Below are 17764 nucleotides of genomic sequence, written 5' to 3' on the forward strand. Positions count from 1 at the left end.
AATGCATTTAACTGGAGCAGAAATCGTCATTGAATGTCTGAAGGAGCAGGGCGTGGATACTGTTTTTGGGTATCCGGGCGGCGCGATCCTGAACGTCTATGACGCTTTATATAAACACAGTGATGAGATCACGCATATCCTGACCTCCCACGAACAGGGGGCTGCGCATGCCGCAGACGGATATGCGAGAGCGACGGGCAGGGTTGGCGTCTGCTTTGCCACAAGCGGACCGGGAGCCACGAACCTGGTTACCGGCATCGCTACGGCTTATATGGATTCCATCCCGGTTGTTGCAATTACCTGTAATGTTGGCGTATCCCTGCTTGGCAAGGATAGTTTTCAGGAGATTGATATTGCAGGCATTACAATGCCGATTACAAAGCACAACTATATTGTAAAAGATGTCAGTAAGCTGGCCGGGACGATCCGTAAGGCATTCAGAATCGCGCAGACAGGCCGCCCCGGGCCGGTACTGATTGATATTCCAAAAGATGTGACCGGTGAGAAAACCGATTATAAGCGTGAAGCAATTACTTCCGTCATCCCAATGGGGATTGAGGAAGTCTCTGACAAAGAGGTGGAGACAGCAATCAGCATGATTAATAAGGCAAAGCGCCCTTATATCTTTGTCGGCGGCGGAGCCGTTTTATCGGGTGCAAGTGAAGAACTGACTGAGTTTGTTCATAAAGTTGACGCGCCGGTCACGGATTCACTTATGGGCAAGGGCGCATTTCCGGGAACCGATGGGAGATATACGGGCATGCTTGGCATGCACGGGACCAAGACGTCCAATTACGGGGTCAGCGAATGCGACCTGTTGATTGTTATCGGCGCAAGGTTCAGCGACAGAGTGACCGGCAATACCAGGAAGTTTGCAAAGAATGCAAAGATTCTTCAAATTGATATCGATGCGGCCGAGATGAATAAAAACGTCATCATTACCGCCGGCGTTGTGGGCGACATCAAAGAAGTCCTGAAGAAGATAAATGCAGGCCTGGAACAGCAGCGCCACCCCGAATGGATGAGTAAAATCCGGGAATACAAAGAAAAATACCCGCTCAATTACCATACGGACGTACTGACAGGCCCCTATGTCGTAGAAGAAATCTACAGGCAGACACAAGGGGACGCCATCGTAGTAACAGAGGTGGGGCAGCATCAGATGTGGGCCGCGCAGTATTACAAGTATACAAAGCCGCGTACCTTCCTGACTTCCGGTGGTCTGGGAACGATGGGATACGGCTTGGGAGCGTCTCTTGGTGCGAAGACCGGCTGTCCCGACAGCATTGTGGTTAATATCGCAGGGGACGGCTGTTTCCGTATGAATATGAATGAAATAGCCACAGCGGTGCGGCACCGGATTCCCGTCATCCAGGTTGTGATTAACAATCACGTCCTTGGCATGGTCCGCCAGTGGCAGAACCTGTTTTATGAGCAACGCTATTCCGCCACCGTTTTGAACGATGCGGTGGATTTTGTGAAGCTGGCGGAAGCCATGGGGGCAGAAGGGATCCGTGTAACCACAAAGGACGAATTCCAGGCGGCATTTGCGAAAGCCTTAACGCTGAATAAGCCGGTTGTCATCGACTGTCAGATTGACAGTGATGATAAAGTATGGCCCATGGTAGCTCCGGGAGCTGCAATCAGCGAAGCTTTTGACGAGAGCGATATCAGCCATTAGTACCCGAAGACAGGATAGAGATGGCTTGAGTTGTAATGAAACCTATCAATGATGAAGCATAAAAAGTGCAGGAGGAAATTTGAAATGAGTAGAGTGTACAATTTTTCAGCAGGGCCGGCAGTTTTACCGGAAGAAGTATTAAAATCAGCAGCAGAAGAGATGTTGGATTACAAGGGAACCGGCATGTCGGTCATGGAAATGAGTCATCGCTCAAAGGCTTTCGAAGAGATCATTACATCAGCAGAGGCTGATCTGAGGGAGCTTATGAATATTCCTGACAACTATAAAGTCCTGTTTCTGCACGGAGGAGCATCCCAGCAGTTTGCCATGATACCGATGAACCTTATGAAAAATAAGGCAGCCGACTATATTGTGACAGGACAGTGGGCGAAAAAAGCTGCCAGTGAAGCCGCAAAATACGGTAAAGTTAACAAAATAGCATCTTCTGAAGACAAGACGTTCTCATATATACCAGATTGCTCTGACCTTCCGGTTTCAGAGGATGCAGATTATGTCTATATTTGTGAAAACAATACAATTTACGGAACCAAATTCAAAGAACTTCCGAATACAAAAGGCAAAACTCTGGTTGCCGACGTATCATCCTGCTTCCTGTCCGAACCAGTGGACGTAAGCAAATATGGGGTGATTTACGGAGGAGTCCAGAAGAATATCGGGCCTGCAGGCGTTGTGATCGTAATTATCCGTGAAGATTTAATAACGGAGGACGTACTGCCCGGCACACCGACCATGCTTACATATAAAACACACGCAGACGCAAAATCCCTTTACAATACCCCTCCGGCATACGGCATCTATATTTGCGGAAAGGTATTTAAATGGCTCAAGAGCATGGGAGGCCTGGAGACAATGAAGGCCCGCAACGAAAAGAAAGCAGCGCTTCTGTATGATTTCCTGGATCAGAGCAAGATGTTCAAAGGCACCGTTGAGCCAAAGGATCGTTCTCTGATGAATGTGCCTTTTGTTACAGGAAATGCCGAATTGGATGCCAAGTTTGTGAAAGAGGCGAAAGCCGCAGGCCTGGAGAATCTGAAAGGTCACAGAAGCGTGGGCGGCATGCGTGCCAGCATATACAATGCAATGCCATATGAGGGTGTAGAAGCACTCGTTGCATTTATGAAGAAGTTCGAGGAGGAGAATCTGTAAAATGTATAAGTATAATTGCCTGAATCCAATAGCCCCGGTGGGACTGGAGAAATTTAATGAAAACTATGTAAGAACAGAGGACGCAGGGGAGGCGGACGCCATCCTCGTAAGGAGTGCAGGAATGCATGATATGGACTTCAGCAGCAGCCTGAAGGTCATCGCACGGGCAGGTGCGGGCGTTAATAATATCCCGCTGGACAAATGTGCAGAAAAAGGAATCGTTGTATTCAATACCCCCGGAGCTAATGCCAATGGTGTAAAAGAACTTGTGATCGCGGGAATGCTTCTTGCGGCGCGTGACATAATAGGCGGTATCAGCTGGGTTCAGGAGAATGAAGAGGACGGGGACATCGCCAAGATGACCGAAAAAAAGAAAAAGGCCTTTGCCGGGACAGAGCTGGAAGGCAAAAAATTGGGCGTCATAGGTCTCGGAGCAGTCGGAGTTCTGGTAGCAAATGCTGCAACGCATCTCGGAATGGAAGTATACGGTTATGACCCATATGTATCCGTCGACGCTGCATGGAAGCTTTCACGTAATATCCACCATGCAAAAACGGTAGATGAGCTCTATAAAGAATGTGATTATATCACGATCCATGTACCGGCCCTGGAAGATACGAAGGGCATGATTAACAAAGACACGATCAGCCTGATGAAAAAAGATGTGGTCATCCTGAATTTTGCAAGAGATGTGCTCGTAAACAGTGAGGACATGGTTGATGCCCTTGTAGCAGGAAACGTGAAATGTTATGTAACAGACTTTCCAACACCGGAGGTCACAGGAGTTAAAGGGGCAATTGTAATTCCACACCTCGGAGCTTCCACAGAGGAATCCGAAGACAACTGTGCAAAAATGGCAGTCAAGGAAACCATTGATTACCTGGAAAATGGTAATATTACACATTCCGTAAACTACCCGGATTGTGATATGGGACAGAAAGGTGAAGGATCCAGAATCACCATCCTGCACCATAACATACCAAACATGCTCGGGCAGTTCACGGCATTGCTCGCAAAAGAAAAGTTAAATATCTCCCTGATGACAAATAAGAGCAGAAAAGAATATGCCTATACCATGATGGATGTAGATGGGGATGTATCAAGGGCAGTAATAGATGAACTCAGCGGTATCGAGGGGGTTTTGAAGGTTAGAGTTATTCTTTAGTTTAGAAGGTGATGGTTCAGAAACCGGACACAGTGGGGTCTGGAAACGGGTTCTGGCTGTAAAGTGCAGCCGGAAGACGCTTCCAGACCCCACTGTGTCCGGTTCTTGGTCTATTGTTTCAAAACGGGAGGAAACTGCCTCTTATGGAGTTCAAGGAGGGGGTGGAAGGAATCTGCATTTAAAATTTGTTATTGACAAGAAATGTATTATTGTATACAATTATACACGGATGTAATTTACACAATTACAATGTTACAGTATGTCAACTGGCTATGTAGGAGGTAAGGACTAAATGGAAGACAGGAAAGTTTTTTTGAACAAGCACACGAATCTTTTGGAACTGGAAGAGTATATTTATCAGCTGGTGGATGTTGATAATCCGAATGTATTCCGCAATCTGTTTCACTATGATGAGATTCCTAAAATTGCTTTTAATGACAGAATCGTGCCTCATAATATGCCGGATGAGATATGGATTACGGATACGACGTTCCGTGACGGACAGCAGTCACGCGCTCCTTATACGACGGAACAGATTGTAGCTGTTTTTGATTATTTACATAGACTCGGGGGCCCGCAGGGGAAGATACGGCAGAGCGAGTTTTTCCTGTATAGTAAGAAGGACAGGGATGCTGTCTATAAATGTCTGGAGAAAGGATATGAATTTCCGGAAATCACAAGCTGGATCCGTGCCAGTAAGAAAGATTTTGGGCTGGTTAAGGATATCGGGCTGAAGGAAACGGGGATACTTGTCAGCTGTTCGGATTATCATATATTTTATAAATTGAAGATGACCCGCAGGGAAGCAATGAACCACTATCTGTCCGTAGTGAGGGAGTGTATGGAAACTGGCGTGAAGCCGCGCTGCCATCTGGAGGATATTACGCGGTCTGATATATATGGGTTTGTGATCCCCTTCTGCCTGGAGCTGATGAAGCTGATGGAAGAGTACCAGATACCGGTTAAGATCCGTGCCTGCGATACTATGGGATACGGTGTGAATTTCCCCGGTGCGGTAATTCCGAGATCTGTACCGGGCATTATATATGGGTTGATGACACATGCGGGTGTCCCAAGCGAGCTGATTGAGTTCCACGGGCACAATGATTTCTATAAAGCAGTCAGCAACTCAACAACGGCCTGGCTGTATGGCGCTTCGGGAGTCAACTGTTCCTTGTTCGGTATCGGAGAGCGTACTGGCAATACCCCGCTTGAAGCGATGGTATTTGAATACGCACAGCTCAGGGGTACATTGGACGGGATGGATACAACTGTGATCACAGAGCTGGCGGAGTACTATGAAAAAGAGATCGGATACCGGGTTCCCTCCAGAACACCGTTTGTGGGGAAGAATTTTAATGTAACCCGTGCCGGGATTCATGCGGATGGAATGCTCAAAAACGAAGAAATTTATAATATTTTTGATACCGACAAATATTTAAACCGCCCGGCGCTTGTATCTGTCTCCAATACGTCCGGTATTGCGGGAATTGCTTACTGGATTAACGCATACTACAAGCTTCCGGCAGAACGCCAGGTGGATAAAAATTCAGAGCTTGTGCTGGCGTTAAAGACCTGGGTGGACAAAGAATATGAAGAAGGTCGCGTTACAGTCTTGACAGATGACGAATTAGTTGCCAAAATAGACAGTGTATGCAGTGAACTGCATATAAAACTCTGACTTGGGAGGACATATAAGCAAAATGGAAGAATATCAGGACCATTCCTTAGGCAGCCGTGTTTTTCAGAGAATCCGTGACGATATCCTGAAGGGAAAGTATGAGGAACACGATGAGTTAAGGGAAAATACGATCGGGAAAGAACTGGGGGTCAGCCGCACGCCTGTGCGAGAGGCGCTGAGGCAGCTTGAATTGGAAGGCCTTGTCTCTATCATCCCGAATAAGGGGGCATATGTGACGGGAATATCTTCGAAGGATGTAAGCGACATCTATATGATCCGTTCTATGCTGGAGGGGCTGTGCGCGAGATGGGCTACAGAAAACATTACGGACGAGCAGCTGGATGAGCTGGACGAGATTATGCTTCTTTCCGAGTTTCATATGAAAAAAGAGGGTGGCGGCAGTGCGGATCAGGTGGCTGAACTGGACGGCAAGTTCCATGCGGTTTTATATGAGGCGTCAAACAGCAAGATACTCAGCCATGTACTGACAGATTTCCACAAATATGTCCAACTGGCGCGTAGATCTTCCGTAGTCTCAGAAGAACGGGCCAGAAAGTCGATCCGGGAGCATAAGCAGATTCTGCGCGCAATCCGGGATAAAGATGCAGACCTTGCGGAGCAGCTCGCCAACGAGCATATTCTGCATGTCATACAGAACCTTAAAAAACAAGGTTATACCCATGGGCATCCCGTAATTCATGCCCCTGCGGGGCTGGTTTCCAGCAAGCCGCAAAATAATGTATGAAAAACGATTAGGAGGAGACAGTTAAGATGGAAAAGATTAAGATGAGTACACCGATTGTTGAGATGGACGGGGATGAGATGACAAGAATCCTCTGGAAGATGATTAAAGATAATCTTCTGGAGCCTTACATCGAGCTGAATACGGAATATTACGATCTGGGCCTGGAATATAGAAATGAAACAAACGACCAGGTAACGGTGGATTCCGCGAATGCTACAAAGAAGTACAAAGTAGCTGTTAAGTGTGCAACCATCACCCCGAATGCTGCACGTATGGATGAATATGACCTGAAGGAGATGTGGAAGAGCCCGAACGGGACCATCCGTGCCATTCTGGACGGTACGGTTTTCCGTGCGCCGATCGTCGTAAAAGGAATTGAGCCATGCGTTAAGAACTGGAAAAAGCCGATTACCATTGCCCGTCATGCATACGGTGATGTATATAAGGGCTCAGAGATGAAGATTCCGGGCGCTGGCAGGGTGGAGCTTGTCTATACGGCTAAAGACGGGACAGAGACAAAAGAGCTCGTACATAATTTTGATGGACCGGGTATCGTGCAGGGCATGCACAATATCAATCAGTCCATCGAAAGCTTTGCAAGAAGCTGCTTCAACTATGCGCTGGATACAAAACAGGATCTCTGGTTTGCCACAAAAGATACGATTTCCAAAAAATATGACCACACATTCAAGGACATTTTCCAGGAAATCTATGATGCAGAATACGATGAAAAATTCAAGGCAGCCGGGATCGAGTATTTCTATACACTGATTGATGATGCGGTAGCGCGTGTTATGAAATCAGAGGGCGGATATATCTGGGCGTGCAAGAACTACGACGGCGACGTCATGAGTGATATGGTATCCTCCGCATTCGGATCGCTCGCCATGATGACATCCGTGCTTGTGTCTCCCGACGGATATTATGAATATGAGGCGGCCCACGGAACCGTACAGCGCCACTATTACAAGCACCTCAAGGGGGAGGAGACATCCACCAATTCAGTTGCAACTATTTTTGCATGGACAGGGGCTTTAAGAAAGCGCGGAGAGCTGGATGGAAACAATGATCTGATGGCATTTGCGGACAGACTGGAAAAAGCGACCATTGACACCATAGAATCCGGAAGCATGACAAAGGATCTGGCACTGATTACAACGATTGAGAATCCGACTGTTCTCAACAGTGAGGACTTTATCAAAGCGATTGCAGCAAGGCTGTAAATTTTATCTGCCTCATTCAATGCTTAAAAAGTCATCAAATAAATGATACTTCAAATTAAATGATGCAAAAACGGACCGGCACGCAGATCTGCATGCCGGTCCGTTTTTTATAAAGGCGTTGGAGCGTTGAAGTGAGCTTCCCCATTTTATTCTTATTCTGCAAGTTCTCCCCATTTTTCATAGAGAATGTCCAGTTCCTCTTCATTAGAAGCCTTTTCTGCAGCAAGTTCCTGGCATTTGACCGAGTTGGAATACACATCTTCATGGGTCATCAGTTCATCGATCTCTTCATTTCTTTCTTCCAGTACAGTGATGCGTTCTTCCGTCTTTTTCAGTTCATTCTGTTTTTTGCGCTCCCTGGCCTGCTGTTCCTTCTGTTCCTGCCAGCTGAGCTTTGCGTCTGAAACAGATTCCTTCGGAATACCGGAATCATCCGTGCCCCTGGCTGCGGGGGAAGCATAGACGGCCGTCAGCTCTTCCTTTTTTTCCAGATAATAGTCATAATTGCCGATATAGTTTACAAAGGTCTGATTCACCAGCTCTAATATGCGGGTAGCTGTCTGGTTGATAAAATAGCGGTCGTGTGAGACGTATAAGACGGTACCGGTATAGTCGTTGACTGCTTTTTCCAATATCTCTTTTGATGTGATATCCAGATGGTTTGTGGGCTCATCGAGGATTAGGAAATTGGCCTCGGAGAGCATCAGTTTTGCCAGCGATACGCGTCCCTTCTCGCCGCCGCTCAGGTCCCCGATCAGTTTGTACACGTCATCACCGGTAAACTGGAATGCGGCTAGCGTATTTCTGATCTGCGTATTATTCAGAGTTGGATAGTCATCCGAAATCTCGTCAAATATATTTTTCTGGTCGTGCAGCACATGGTGTTCCTGATCGTAATAACCGATTCTCACCTTAGACCCCAGAGTAAAGGAGCCCGTATCCGGGGGAACCACCTGGTTGATAATCTTAAGCAGCGTGGTTTTCCCGGTGCCGTTGTCACCGATTACAGCCACATGTTCGCCGCGTCTGATATCAAAGCTGATATCCGTAAATAAGGTCTGACTGTCAAAGCTTTTAGACAACCCCTCCACTGAAAGCACGTCGTTGCCGCTCAGGCAAGAGGGCTCCAGGGAAAAATGGATCTCCTTCGCCGCCTCCTGGGGCTTATCGACCAGCGTCATCTTATCCAGCAGTTTTTCACGGCTTTCCGCGCGCTTGATGGACTTCTCACGGTTAAAAGACCGGAGTTTTTCTATGACGGCCTCCTGATGCTTGATTTCCCTCTGCTGGTTCAGATATTCTTTCATCATGGCGTCGCGGATCTGTTGTTTTTTGTCCGCATAGGCCTTATAGTTGCCGGCGTACATCCGGACAGCCCCATTTTCGATCTCCACCACTTTTGTGACCACTCTGTTTAAGAAGAAACGATCATGGGAGACGATAAATACGGCGCCGGGGTAGTTCAGCAGATAGGTCTCAAGCCAGGTGATGGAATTTAAATCCAGATGGTTTGTGGGCTCATCCAGAAGCAGGATATCGGGTTTTGTGAGGAGCAGTTTTCCCAGGGAAACCCTTGTTTTCTGCCCTCCGGAAAGGGTGTCCGTTTTTTTGTCAAAATCCTCCTCCTGAAACCCAAGTCCTTTGAGGACGCCTGTCAGCTCGCTTTCGTAAGCATACCCATTCTGTGCCTCAAACGCGGACATCATGCGATGATAGGTATCGAGCCTGCTCTGAAGGGCATCACCGCTCAGAGACTTCAATTCCTTTTCAATAGCACGGATTTGATTTTCCAACTCGATAATATCAGCCTTTGCTGTCTTTACTTCCTCATATATGGAGCGGCCGCCCTCGAGTTTCTGCTGCTGTGCGAGATATCCGAGAGTTTTCCCTTTTGTAACTACAATTTCACCGCTGTCGGCTGGCTCTTCCTTTACGATCATCTTAAGAATGGTGGATTTTCCGGCCCCGTTTACTCCGACCAGAGCCGCTTTTTCTCTGTCTTCTATATGAAAAGAGCCGTCTCTGACAATGACCTGTCCACCGAAAGCTTTATTGAGATTATGGCATGCAAGTATCATAAGAAACCTCCTGTTGTCTTCTGTATCGGGCCTTCGGTTATGCTTCAGCCGCCGAAACCCCGCCCGCCGGGCATGAGTTACGGTATGCCCTTGAGTATACTTATTTCATTATAACGAAAATTGTTTAAAATACAACTAAAATTTGACTTTGCCCGTACAATTCTATATAATATTAAATAGATTAAGTTTGGAGGGGATAGCTGTGGAAGATAGAGAGATATCACGTGCAGTAATTGGACGGCTGCCCAGATATTACAGATATTTGGGAGAATTACTGGATGCAGGAGTAGAACGGATTTCATCAAATGACCTGAGCAAGAAGATGAGCGTCACTGCATCTCAGATTCGCCAGGATTTAAACAACTTCGGTGGTTTCGGCCAGCAGGGCTATGGATACAATGTTAAGTATCTCTATACAGAGATCGGAAAGATTCTGGGACTGAACAGAAAACATAACGTAATCATAATAGGAGCGGGTAACCTGGGACAGGCGCTTGCCAATTACGCGGCTTTTGAAAAGAGCGGCTTTATACTGCAGGGGATTTTTGACGTGAATCCAAGACTGGAAGGGGTAACTATACGTGGAATCCCGATCCGTATGATGGACGACCTGAGAGAATTTGTTGAAAATACGGACATAGAGATTGCTGCATTGACGATTCCAAAGTCAAAAGCAGTGGAAGTAGCCGATATGCTTGTTGAGAATGGTATCAAGGGCATATGGAATTTTGCGCACACTGATCTGCACCTGCCGGATGATGTGATCGTAGAAAGCGTACATTTGTCTGATAGTTTGATGAAACTGTCTTATAATATCAGCCGTTACAATGAAGAACATGATAATTGATTAACAATATAAAACGTGTAACAAAGGCACTGCGCCTTTGTTGCACGTTATTTCACTTATTGGGACACCTGCGCCTATCAGATACAATCCCTTCGGATACGCACAGTGGTATTAGAGGCAGATGCGGTGAGGACGCTGCGGACGCGGGTTTCACAAGCAAAACACTATGAAAATAAAGGAGAGTGAGTATATGAGATATCTGCCTACCGGTGAATGGATGCAGAAAGCGGACAATTACACGATCCATGAGATCGGGATTCCCTCTATGGTGCTGATGGAGCGGGCTGCTCTGGCGGCGGTGGCCGTTATGGAGCAGGAAAAAATCAATACACACAGAACGCTGGTGGTCTGCGGCTCCGGCAACAACGGCGGCGACGGCTTTGCAGTTGCGCGCCTGTTAAAAGAAAAAGGCTGTGATGTTGAGGCCGCTTTCATCGGAAACGAAGAATCCAGGACTCCTGACTGCATGCAGCAAATGAAAATCGCTGAAAATTGCGGTGTTCCTGTAGTAACAACAATCAACAGAAAGGAATATACTGTTATAGTGGATGCCGTTTTCGGCGTGGGCTTGAATCGGGAAGTCTCGGGAGCTTATGCGGCAAATATTAAAAAGATGAGTGCGCTGCCGGGACAGAAGGTTGCCATAGATATCCCTTCCGGCATCTGCTCAGCCACTGGAAAGGTATTAGGGACGGCATTTTCAGCCGATCTGACGGTTACTTTTGAGTGCGAAAAACTGGGCTGTGTTTTACATCCGGGCTGCCAATATGCCGGAAAAACTGTTGCCGTATCCATCGGAATCAGCCGGAAGCTTTTTGAAAAAGAACCGGGTGTCTGCTACACATTTGAAAAATCGGACCTGCCGGAGCTGATCCCGCCCCGAAGGCCCAATTCACATAAAGGAAACTATGGGAAGATCCTGATGATTACCGGAAGCCGCGGTATGTCGGGCGCCGCATATTTGAGTGCGAAGGCCGCGTATAGATGCGGCGCGGGTCTGGTCCGGATTTATACACATGAAGATAACCGGGTGATATTGCAGCAGCTTTTACCGGAAGCGATTGTAAGCACTTATACTGAATATGAGGAAGAAGCCATTCGGGATCTCCTCGCATGGGCGGATGTGGCCTGCATTGGCTGCGGGCTGGGACAGAGCCGTGTTGCGGAGAGTATCTTGACTCAGGTCGTGAAAGAGGTTCAGATTCCCTGCGTGATAGATGCAGATGGGCTGAATATACTGGGGTGCCATCCGGAACTGCTGGAAGAACGGGAGCGGCCCATTGTCCTGACGCCGCATATGAAAGAAATGTCCGGCCTGCTGGGCTGTTCTGTTACAGAGCTGCAGGAAAAGCGTTTTGAGATGACCAGGGCATTTACAGACTGGGCGGGTGTTGTCTGCGTCTTAAAGGATGCACGAACAATTGCGGCCAAGTGGGACCGTCAGATATTCGTCAATACTGCGGGAAACAGTTCTATGGCAAAGGCCGGGTCCGGGGATGTGCTCGCGGGGGTTATTACAGGGCTGATGGCCCAGGGACTGAAGCCATATGAGGCGGCTGTCTGCGGGGTATACCTGCACGCCTGCGCGGGAGACGAGGCCAAAGCAGCCAGGGGTTCCTACAGTGTGCTGGCAGAAGATATAACGGCGGGAATCGGGGACTGCCTAAAAAGAACAGAGGAGAGTATGGAGCAATGAAACAGTTTAACAGGGTATTTGCCAGGGTAGACCTGGATGCCGTATCATATAATATGGAACAGATGAGGCGGCGGATCGGGGAAGGGGCGCAGATCATCGCCGTGATAAAGATGGATGGGTACGGCCATGGCGCCGTGCCGATTGCGGAGATGTTTGAAGAAAAGGATTACATATGGGGCTACGCCACCGCAAGCCTGGAGGAGGCTGCAGCTCTCCGGAAGGAAGGGCTTAAAAAACCAATTCTCGTACTCGGCTGTATTTTCCCGGAGCAGTATGAGGAGATGATTCTTAAAGATATCCGTGCCACTGTTTATATGAAGGAGATGGCAAAAGGCATGTCAAAAGCCGCGGAAAAACTTGGCAGAACAGCACGTATACATATCAAAGTTGATACAGGGATGGGAAGGCTTGGATTCTTACCCGGCCCGGAGAGTGTAAAGGCCATCCGGGAGATCGGCGGGCTGCCTAATACAGAGATCGAGGGAATGTATACGCATTTTGCCAAAGCCGATGAGACCGACAAGAGCTACACACATAAGCAGCACGAAAAGTTTGAATGGATGAAGAAGGCCCTGGAGGCGGAAGGAACCTCCATTACATATTATCACTGTGACAACAGTGCCGGGATTATCGACTTCCCGGACATGAAACATAATCTGGTCCGCGCGGGTATTTCCACATACGGAATGTACCCGTCAGGGGAGGTCTCGCAGGAAGTCGTGGATCTCAAGCCGGCGCTTGAGCTGATCAGCCACGTTACTTTTGTGAAGGAAGTAGAAGCGGGTACTTCCATCAGCTATGGCGGTACTTTCATTGCACCTAAGAAGATGAAAGTAGCCACTATTCCTGTCGGGTACGGTGACGGATACGCCAGAGGGCTTTCAAATAAAGCTGACGTGCTGATCCGCGGCAGGCGGGCCAGGATACTTGGAAGGGTCTGTATGGACCAGTTTATGGTTGATGTGACAGATATCCCGGGCGTGACGTTCATGGACCAGGCTGTTCTGGTAGGCTTTGACGGGGAGGAACACATCTCTGTGGAAGAACTAAGCGGTCTCTGCGGACGTTTTAACTATGAGTTCGTCTGCTGTCTGGGCAGAAGGATCCCAAGGGTATATACCAGGAACGGGAAAGTTGTAAAACAGGTAGAATATTTCTAGTACATCGTAAAGATTGTCCAAAGTTTTCGTGCACTTGCATACATCCGAAAAAAGCGGGAATACTCAAGTATCAAAGTATTAGAATCGGAGTGTGAAGTGATTTGGTAATTAAAAGAGGCGATATATATTATGCAGATTTGAGTCCTGTCGTGGGCTCGGAACAGGGCGGTATCCGTCCGGTACTGATTATACAAAATGACGTGGGCAACAAGCACAGCCCTACGGTAATCTGTGCGGCAATCACATCCAGGATGAATAAAGCAAAACTTCCTACCCATATTGAAATCAGCGCAGAGAAATACCATATTGTAAAGAATTCCGTGATCCTGCTGGAGCAGATCCGGACGATCGACAAGCAGCGTCTGAAAGAATTTGTCTGCCATGTAGACAGTGGAATGATGAAGCGGGTGAACGATGCGATCCGGATCAGTCTGGAACTTCCTACATAACCCAGAGATGAATCTGTGAAGAAAGAATTGAAATATACAAAAAAGAGTGGTAAAATTGTATGGCAAGTTCTGCGGATAGAATACGTAAAGAAAATTTAAAAGAGGAGATTAGAGATGTCAGGACATTCTAAATTTGCGAATATTAAACATAAGAAAGAAAAAAATGATGCTGCAAAGGGCAAGGTCTTCACGAAACTTGGACGTGAGCTTGCCGTTGCAGTAAAAGAGGGCGGCGGTCCGGACCCGAACAACAACAGCCGCCTGCGCGATGTAATCGCTAAGGCAAAGGCCAATAATATGCCGAATGACACCATAGAACGGAATATTAAAAAAGCGGCCGGCGAGGGTGCGGGCGACAATTATGAGCATATTACATATGAAGGATACGGGCCCAACGGGACAGCGATTATCGTAAAGGCCCTGACGGACAACAAGAACCGGACTGCTTCCAATGTAAAGAACGCATTTACAAAGGGAAGCGGTAATGTGGGAACCCCAGGCTGTGTCTCTTTTATGTTCGATGAGAAGGGGCAGATACTGGTTGACAAGGAAGAGTGCAGCATGGATGCCGATGAGCTGATGATGCTGGCACTGGACGCAGGTGCGGAAGACTTTACCGAGAGCGATGACAGCTTTGAGATCCTTACCGCGCCGGAAGATTTCAGCGCAGTACGCCTGAAGCTGGAAGAAGAGGGCATCAGTATGGCAGATGCCGAGGTTACGATGATTCCGCAGACCTATGTGGAACTGACTTCTGAGGATGACATTAAGAATATTCAGAAGACACTGGATCTGCTGGATGAAGATGATGATGTACAGGACGTATATCATAACTGGGACGAATAATCAGCGGTAAGCCAATACCTTACAAAAAGAGGAGATAATATGAATCAGGAAAATCTGCAGGCAGATATGATTTCTTTATTTCAGGAAACTGCCGAATATGCAAAGAAGTTTCATAAAAAAACTTATGCATCTGATATGGACATATTACTGAACAGGCACGGCGCGCTCCTGGGGCGTATCAGAGAAGCTTTCGAGGAGTCAGATGAAGCGCTGGCAAAAACTGCTTCTGTCATCCCGGATTATGCGGCAAAGCAGCTGGCGGCGGTGCCTTCAAAAAGGAAGCGGGATCTGGCCTGTCTTGACTTTAATATGAATATGGTATCTTTTTTTGTCCCGCTTCTGGGGGAGATCAGCAGTGTGAAGACAAAAGAGTTTACTGAAAAGATGATTGAGTTATATAATGAAAGGATGCCGGATAATAAAATCGGGCATTCCACCCGTGAACAGATCCAGGGAGGCTTCAAAAAAGGGCTCTGCTATATCACAACAGCAGTCTGCAGAAGCCTGGATAAACCGGACGACTGTTATGAACTGACGCTGCTTCGGAATTACCGTGACCAGTATCTGCTGGAGTCCAAAGAAGGTATGGATACGGTGAATGAATATTATAATATCGCACCAACCATCGTAAAACGCATCGACAGGCAGGAAGATTCAGCCAGTATATACGCGGGAATCTGGCAGGATTATCTGAGTCCCTGCGTCCATCTGATTGAGGAAGGCAAAGAGAAGGAATGCCAGATGCTCTACAGCGATATGGTACGGAAGCTGGAAAAGAAATATCTATATTCTTAGGAGGAAGGAAACATGAGCAGCTATAAGATAGAGACAAAATGCATACAATCCGGTTATGAACCGGGAAACGGAGAGCCGAGAGTCCTGCCAATCTGCCAGAGCACTACTTTCAAGTACACAAGCAGCGAGCAGATGGGGCGCTTGTTCGACCTGGAAGAAGCCGGATACTTTTATACAAGGCTGCAGAACCCGACCAATGATGCGGTTGCCGCTAAGATCTGTGATTTAGAGGGTGGTGTTGCCGGCATGCTTACCTCCTCCGGCCAGGCGGCTAATTTTTATGCGGTCATGAACATTGCAGAGGCAGGAGACCATATTGTATGTGCTTCTGCACTTTACGGCGGTACATATAACCTGTTTGCGCATACCATCAGAAAGATGGGAGTGGAAGCCGATTTTGTAGATCCGGACTGCACGCCGGAAGAGCTTGAGGCTGCTTTTAAGGACAACACAAAGGCTGTATTCGGGGAGACCATTGCAAACCCGGCGCTAGTCGTTCTTGATTTTGACAAATTTGCAAAAGCGGCGCATGCACATGGAGTACCATTTATTGTGGACAATACATTTGCAACGCCGATCAACTGCCGTCCCTTTGAGTGGGGGGCAGACATTGTGACCCACTCTACCACCAAGTATATGGACGGCCACGCATCCTGTGTGGGCGGAGCCATTGTGGACAGCGGTAATTTTGACTGGGAAGCGCAGCCCGGGAAGTTTCCGGGACTGACGACACCCGATGAGACCTACCATGGGATTGTCTATACACAGAAATTTGGCAAACTCGCCTATATTCAGAAAGCCACCGCACAGCTGATGAGAGATCTGGGATCTATTCAGGCGCCGCAAAACGCATTTTTATTAAATATCGGGCTGGAGACGCTTCATCTGCGTATGCCACGCCATTGTGAAAATGCACTTACCGTTGCAAAGTACCTGCAGAGCCATGAGAAGGTAGCCTGGGTGTCCTGCCCTTCTCTTCCCGGGGATAAGTATTATGACCTGGCTCAGAAGTATATGCCGGACGGCACCTGCGGCGTACTGACATTTGGTCTGAAAGGCGGACGCAGCGCGGCAGTTGAGATGATGGATAAACTGAAAATGGTGGCGATCGTGACTCATGTTGCGGATGCGCGCAGTTGTGTGCTCCATCCTGCAAGCCACACGCACCGCCAGATGAATGAGCAGGAGCTGCTGGAGGCAGGTGTTCAGCCTGACCTGATCAGATTCAGCGTTGGGATTGAAAATGTAGAGGATATTATTGCGGATATTGAGCAGGCACTGCAATAATTTGAATGGTATGGATGTATACAATCATCCATACCATTTTTGATTTGTCCGATTACAAATCAAAACATGCCCCTGTGGAGCGGTTTTGCTGCAAGCTGCAAATCAATGTATAATTCCTGTTTTTCTTTCAGATACTATATAAAAATGAAGCATTGTTACGAGAAGGAAAGGCAGGAATAAAATGGATAATAATAAAGAAGAGCAGATTCGGAAAACTCAGGCTGATGAGAACGAAGAGATTAAAGAGACCGGTACCCTCAGGCTTGGCAAGGAAAGCGGCAGGCATAATATCCAGCTGATGACGATTATCGGCGAGATTGAAGGGCATGAGGCAGTCTCCGGCAATACAAAAGCCACAAAATATGAGCATCTGATTCCGCGTCTGGCAGAAGCAGAGGACAATGATGAGATCGAAGGCATTCTGATTCTTTTGAATACACTGGGAGGCGATGTGGAGGCGGGACTTGCCATCGCAGAGATGATAGCTTCGCTCAGTAAACCCACTGTGTCACTTGTTTTGGGCGGAAGCCACTCTATCGGAGGACCGCTCGCCGTTTCCGCAGACTATTCCTTTATTGTACCCAGCGGTACGATGATTGTACACCCGGTAAGATCTACCGGCATGTTTATTGGAGTGATTCAGAGTTACCGCAACATGGAAAAGACACAGGACCGGATCACAAAGTTCATTGCATCCCATTCCAATATAACCCAGGAACGCCTGGAAAAATTAATGCTGGATTCCACACAGCTTGTAAAAGATGTGGGAACCTTGCTGGAAGGTGAAGACGCAGTGAAAGAAGGACTGATCGACGAGGTCGGGGGCATCAGCCAGGCGCTTTCCAAACTTCATTCCATGATTGAAGACAGGAACAGAGAAGAAACAGGTTTGGATCTTCCCGGTTTATAATCTAATCCCTGATATTTTTGAGTGAGAAAAATTT

The 17764-nt window shown here is 47.6% G+C and carries 15 protein-coding genes; 14 read left to right on the top strand and 1 reads right to left on the bottom strand.

The window, feature by feature from the left end; genetic code table 11:
* Position 1 precedes the first annotated feature (1 nt).
* The 6 genes from ilvB (at position 2) to GKG43_RS08305 (ending at position 7662) form a co-directional block, all read left to right on the top strand.
* The gene (ilvB, locus tag GKG43_RS08280) at positions 2-1681 is read left to right on the top strand and encodes a biosynthetic-type acetolactate synthase large subunit (protein WP_129878949.1); all 1680 of its coding nucleotides are present in this window, start codon (positions 2-4) and stop codon (positions 1679-1681) included.
* Positions 1682-1765: 84 nt separating this feature from the next.
* Positions 1766-2848: a 3-phosphoserine/phosphohydroxythreonine transaminase gene (serC, locus tag GKG43_RS08285; RefSeq protein ID WP_129878950.1), complete on the top strand. Its 1083-nt coding sequence runs from the start codon at positions 1766-1768 to the stop codon at positions 2846-2848.
* Position 2849: 1 nt separating this feature from the next.
* On the top strand, positions 2850-4013 hold the full coding sequence (locus GKG43_RS08290; protein ID WP_129878951.1) for a phosphoglycerate dehydrogenase: 1164 nt from the start codon (positions 2850-2852) through the stop codon (positions 4011-4013).
* Positions 4014-4305: 292 nt separating this feature from the next.
* A complete protein-coding gene (locus GKG43_RS08295; protein WP_129878952.1) occupies positions 4306-5694 on the top strand; it encodes a 2-isopropylmalate synthase in 1389 nt (462 codons plus the stop codon).
* A 22-nt stretch (positions 5695-5716) separates the two neighbouring features.
* On the top strand, positions 5717-6439 hold the full coding sequence (locus GKG43_RS08300) for a GntR family transcriptional regulator (RefSeq protein WP_243125832.1): 723 nt from the start codon (positions 5717-5719) through the stop codon (positions 6437-6439).
* 26 nt (positions 6440-6465) lie between these two features.
* Complete coding sequence (locus GKG43_RS08305) at positions 6466-7662, top strand: NADP-dependent isocitrate dehydrogenase (RefSeq protein ID WP_129878953.1); 1197 nt, start codon at positions 6466-6468, stop codon at positions 7660-7662.
* Between the two features lie 152 nt (positions 7663-7814).
* Here GKG43_RS08305 and GKG43_RS08310 read toward each other — a convergent pair whose 3' ends face one another.
* On the bottom strand, positions 7815-9740 hold the full coding sequence (locus tag GKG43_RS08310) for an ABC-F family ATP-binding cassette domain-containing protein (protein WP_050642238.1): 1926 nt from the start codon (positions 9738-9740) through the stop codon (positions 7815-7817).
* A 202-nt stretch (positions 9741-9942) separates the two neighbouring features.
* Here GKG43_RS08310 and GKG43_RS08315 point away from each other — a divergent pair, with 202 nt between their 5' ends.
* The 8 genes from GKG43_RS08315 to GKG43_RS08350 all read left to right on the top strand — a co-directional run bounded on the left by GKG43_RS08315 (position 9943) and on the right by GKG43_RS08350 (position 17730).
* Positions 9943-10587 carry a redox-sensing transcriptional repressor Rex gene (locus tag GKG43_RS08315; RefSeq protein ID WP_025657385.1) on the top strand — a complete coding sequence of 215 codons (645 nt, stop codon included), beginning with the start codon at positions 9943-9945 and terminating at the stop codon, positions 10585-10587.
* A 190-nt stretch (positions 10588-10777) separates the two neighbouring features.
* The gene (locus tag GKG43_RS08320; RefSeq protein WP_129878954.1) at positions 10778-12283 is read left to right on the top strand and encodes an NAD(P)H-hydrate dehydratase; all 1506 of its coding nucleotides are present in this window, start codon (positions 10778-10780) and stop codon (positions 12281-12283) included.
* Positions 12280-13443: an alanine racemase gene (gene alr / locus GKG43_RS08325; protein WP_129878955.1), complete on the top strand. Its 1164-nt coding sequence runs from the start codon at positions 12280-12282 to the stop codon at positions 13441-13443. The genes GKG43_RS08320 and alr overlap by 4 nt, the downstream gene beginning before the upstream one ends.
* 101 nt (positions 13444-13544) lie before the next feature.
* A complete protein-coding gene (locus GKG43_RS08330) occupies positions 13545-13892 on the top strand; it encodes a type II toxin-antitoxin system PemK/MazF family toxin (RefSeq protein ID WP_009004161.1) in 348 nt (115 codons plus the stop codon).
* Between the two features lie 114 nt (positions 13893-14006).
* Positions 14007-14738 carry a YebC/PmpR family DNA-binding transcriptional regulator gene (locus GKG43_RS08335; RefSeq protein ID WP_050642241.1) on the top strand — a complete coding sequence of 244 codons (732 nt, stop codon included), beginning with the start codon at positions 14007-14009 and terminating at the stop codon, positions 14736-14738.
* A 39-nt stretch (positions 14739-14777) separates the two neighbouring features.
* Positions 14778-15533 (top strand): CFI-box-CTERM domain-containing protein, encoded by a 756-nt coding sequence (locus GKG43_RS08340; protein WP_129878956.1) that lies wholly within the window; start codon positions 14778-14780, stop codon positions 15531-15533.
* A 12-nt stretch (positions 15534-15545) separates the two neighbouring features.
* Positions 15546-16820 (top strand): O-acetylhomoserine aminocarboxypropyltransferase/cysteine synthase family protein, encoded by a 1275-nt coding sequence (locus GKG43_RS08345; RefSeq protein ID WP_050642242.1) that lies wholly within the window; start codon positions 15546-15548, stop codon positions 16818-16820.
* Positions 16821-17001: 181 nt separating this feature from the next.
* Positions 17002-17730, top strand: a complete 729-nt coding sequence (locus GKG43_RS08350) for an ATP-dependent Clp protease proteolytic subunit (RefSeq protein WP_025657388.1) — start codon at positions 17002-17004, stop codon at positions 17728-17730.
* Positions 17731-17764 lie beyond the last annotated feature (34 nt).

Origin of the sequence: Eubacterium sp. BIOML-A2, assembly GCF_009680135.1 — a bacterium.
GTDB lineage: Bacteria > Bacillota > Clostridia > Lachnospirales > Lachnospiraceae > Faecalicatena > Faecalicatena contortus_B.

Coding starts and splice junctions, on each gene's coding strand:
- ilvB (WP_129878949.1), top strand. CDS start 2: ATGCATTTAACTGGAGCAGAAATCGTCATTGAATGTCTGAAGGAGCAG.
- serC (WP_129878950.1), top strand. CDS start 1,766: ATGAGTAGAGTGTACAATTTTTCAGCAGGGCCGGCAGTTTTACCGGAA.
- GKG43_RS08290 (WP_129878951.1), top strand. CDS start 2,850: ATGTATAAGTATAATTGCCTGAATCCAATAGCCCCGGTGGGACTGGAG.
- GKG43_RS08295 (WP_129878952.1), top strand. CDS start 4,306: ATGGAAGACAGGAAAGTTTTTTTGAACAAGCACACGAATCTTTTGGAA.
- GKG43_RS08300 (WP_243125832.1), top strand. CDS start 5,717: ATGGAAGAATATCAGGACCATTCCTTAGGCAGCCGTGTTTTTCAGAGA.
- GKG43_RS08305 (WP_129878953.1), top strand. CDS start 6,466: ATGGAAAAGATTAAGATGAGTACACCGATTGTTGAGATGGACGGGGAT.
- GKG43_RS08310 (WP_050642238.1), bottom strand. CDS start 9,740: ATGATACTTGCATGCCATAATCTCAATAAAGCTTTCGGTGGACAGGTC.
- GKG43_RS08320 (WP_129878954.1), top strand. CDS start 10,778: ATGAGATATCTGCCTACCGGTGAATGGATGCAGAAAGCGGACAATTAC.
- alr (WP_129878955.1), top strand. CDS start 12,280: ATGAAACAGTTTAACAGGGTATTTGCCAGGGTAGACCTGGATGCCGTA.
- GKG43_RS08335 (WP_050642241.1), top strand. CDS start 14,007: ATGTCAGGACATTCTAAATTTGCGAATATTAAACATAAGAAAGAAAAA.
- GKG43_RS08340 (WP_129878956.1), top strand. CDS start 14,778: ATGAATCAGGAAAATCTGCAGGCAGATATGATTTCTTTATTTCAGGAA.
- GKG43_RS08345 (WP_050642242.1), top strand. CDS start 15,546: ATGAGCAGCTATAAGATAGAGACAAAATGCATACAATCCGGTTATGAA.
- GKG43_RS08350 (WP_025657388.1), top strand. CDS start 17,002: ATGGATAATAATAAAGAAGAGCAGATTCGGAAAACTCAGGCTGATGAG.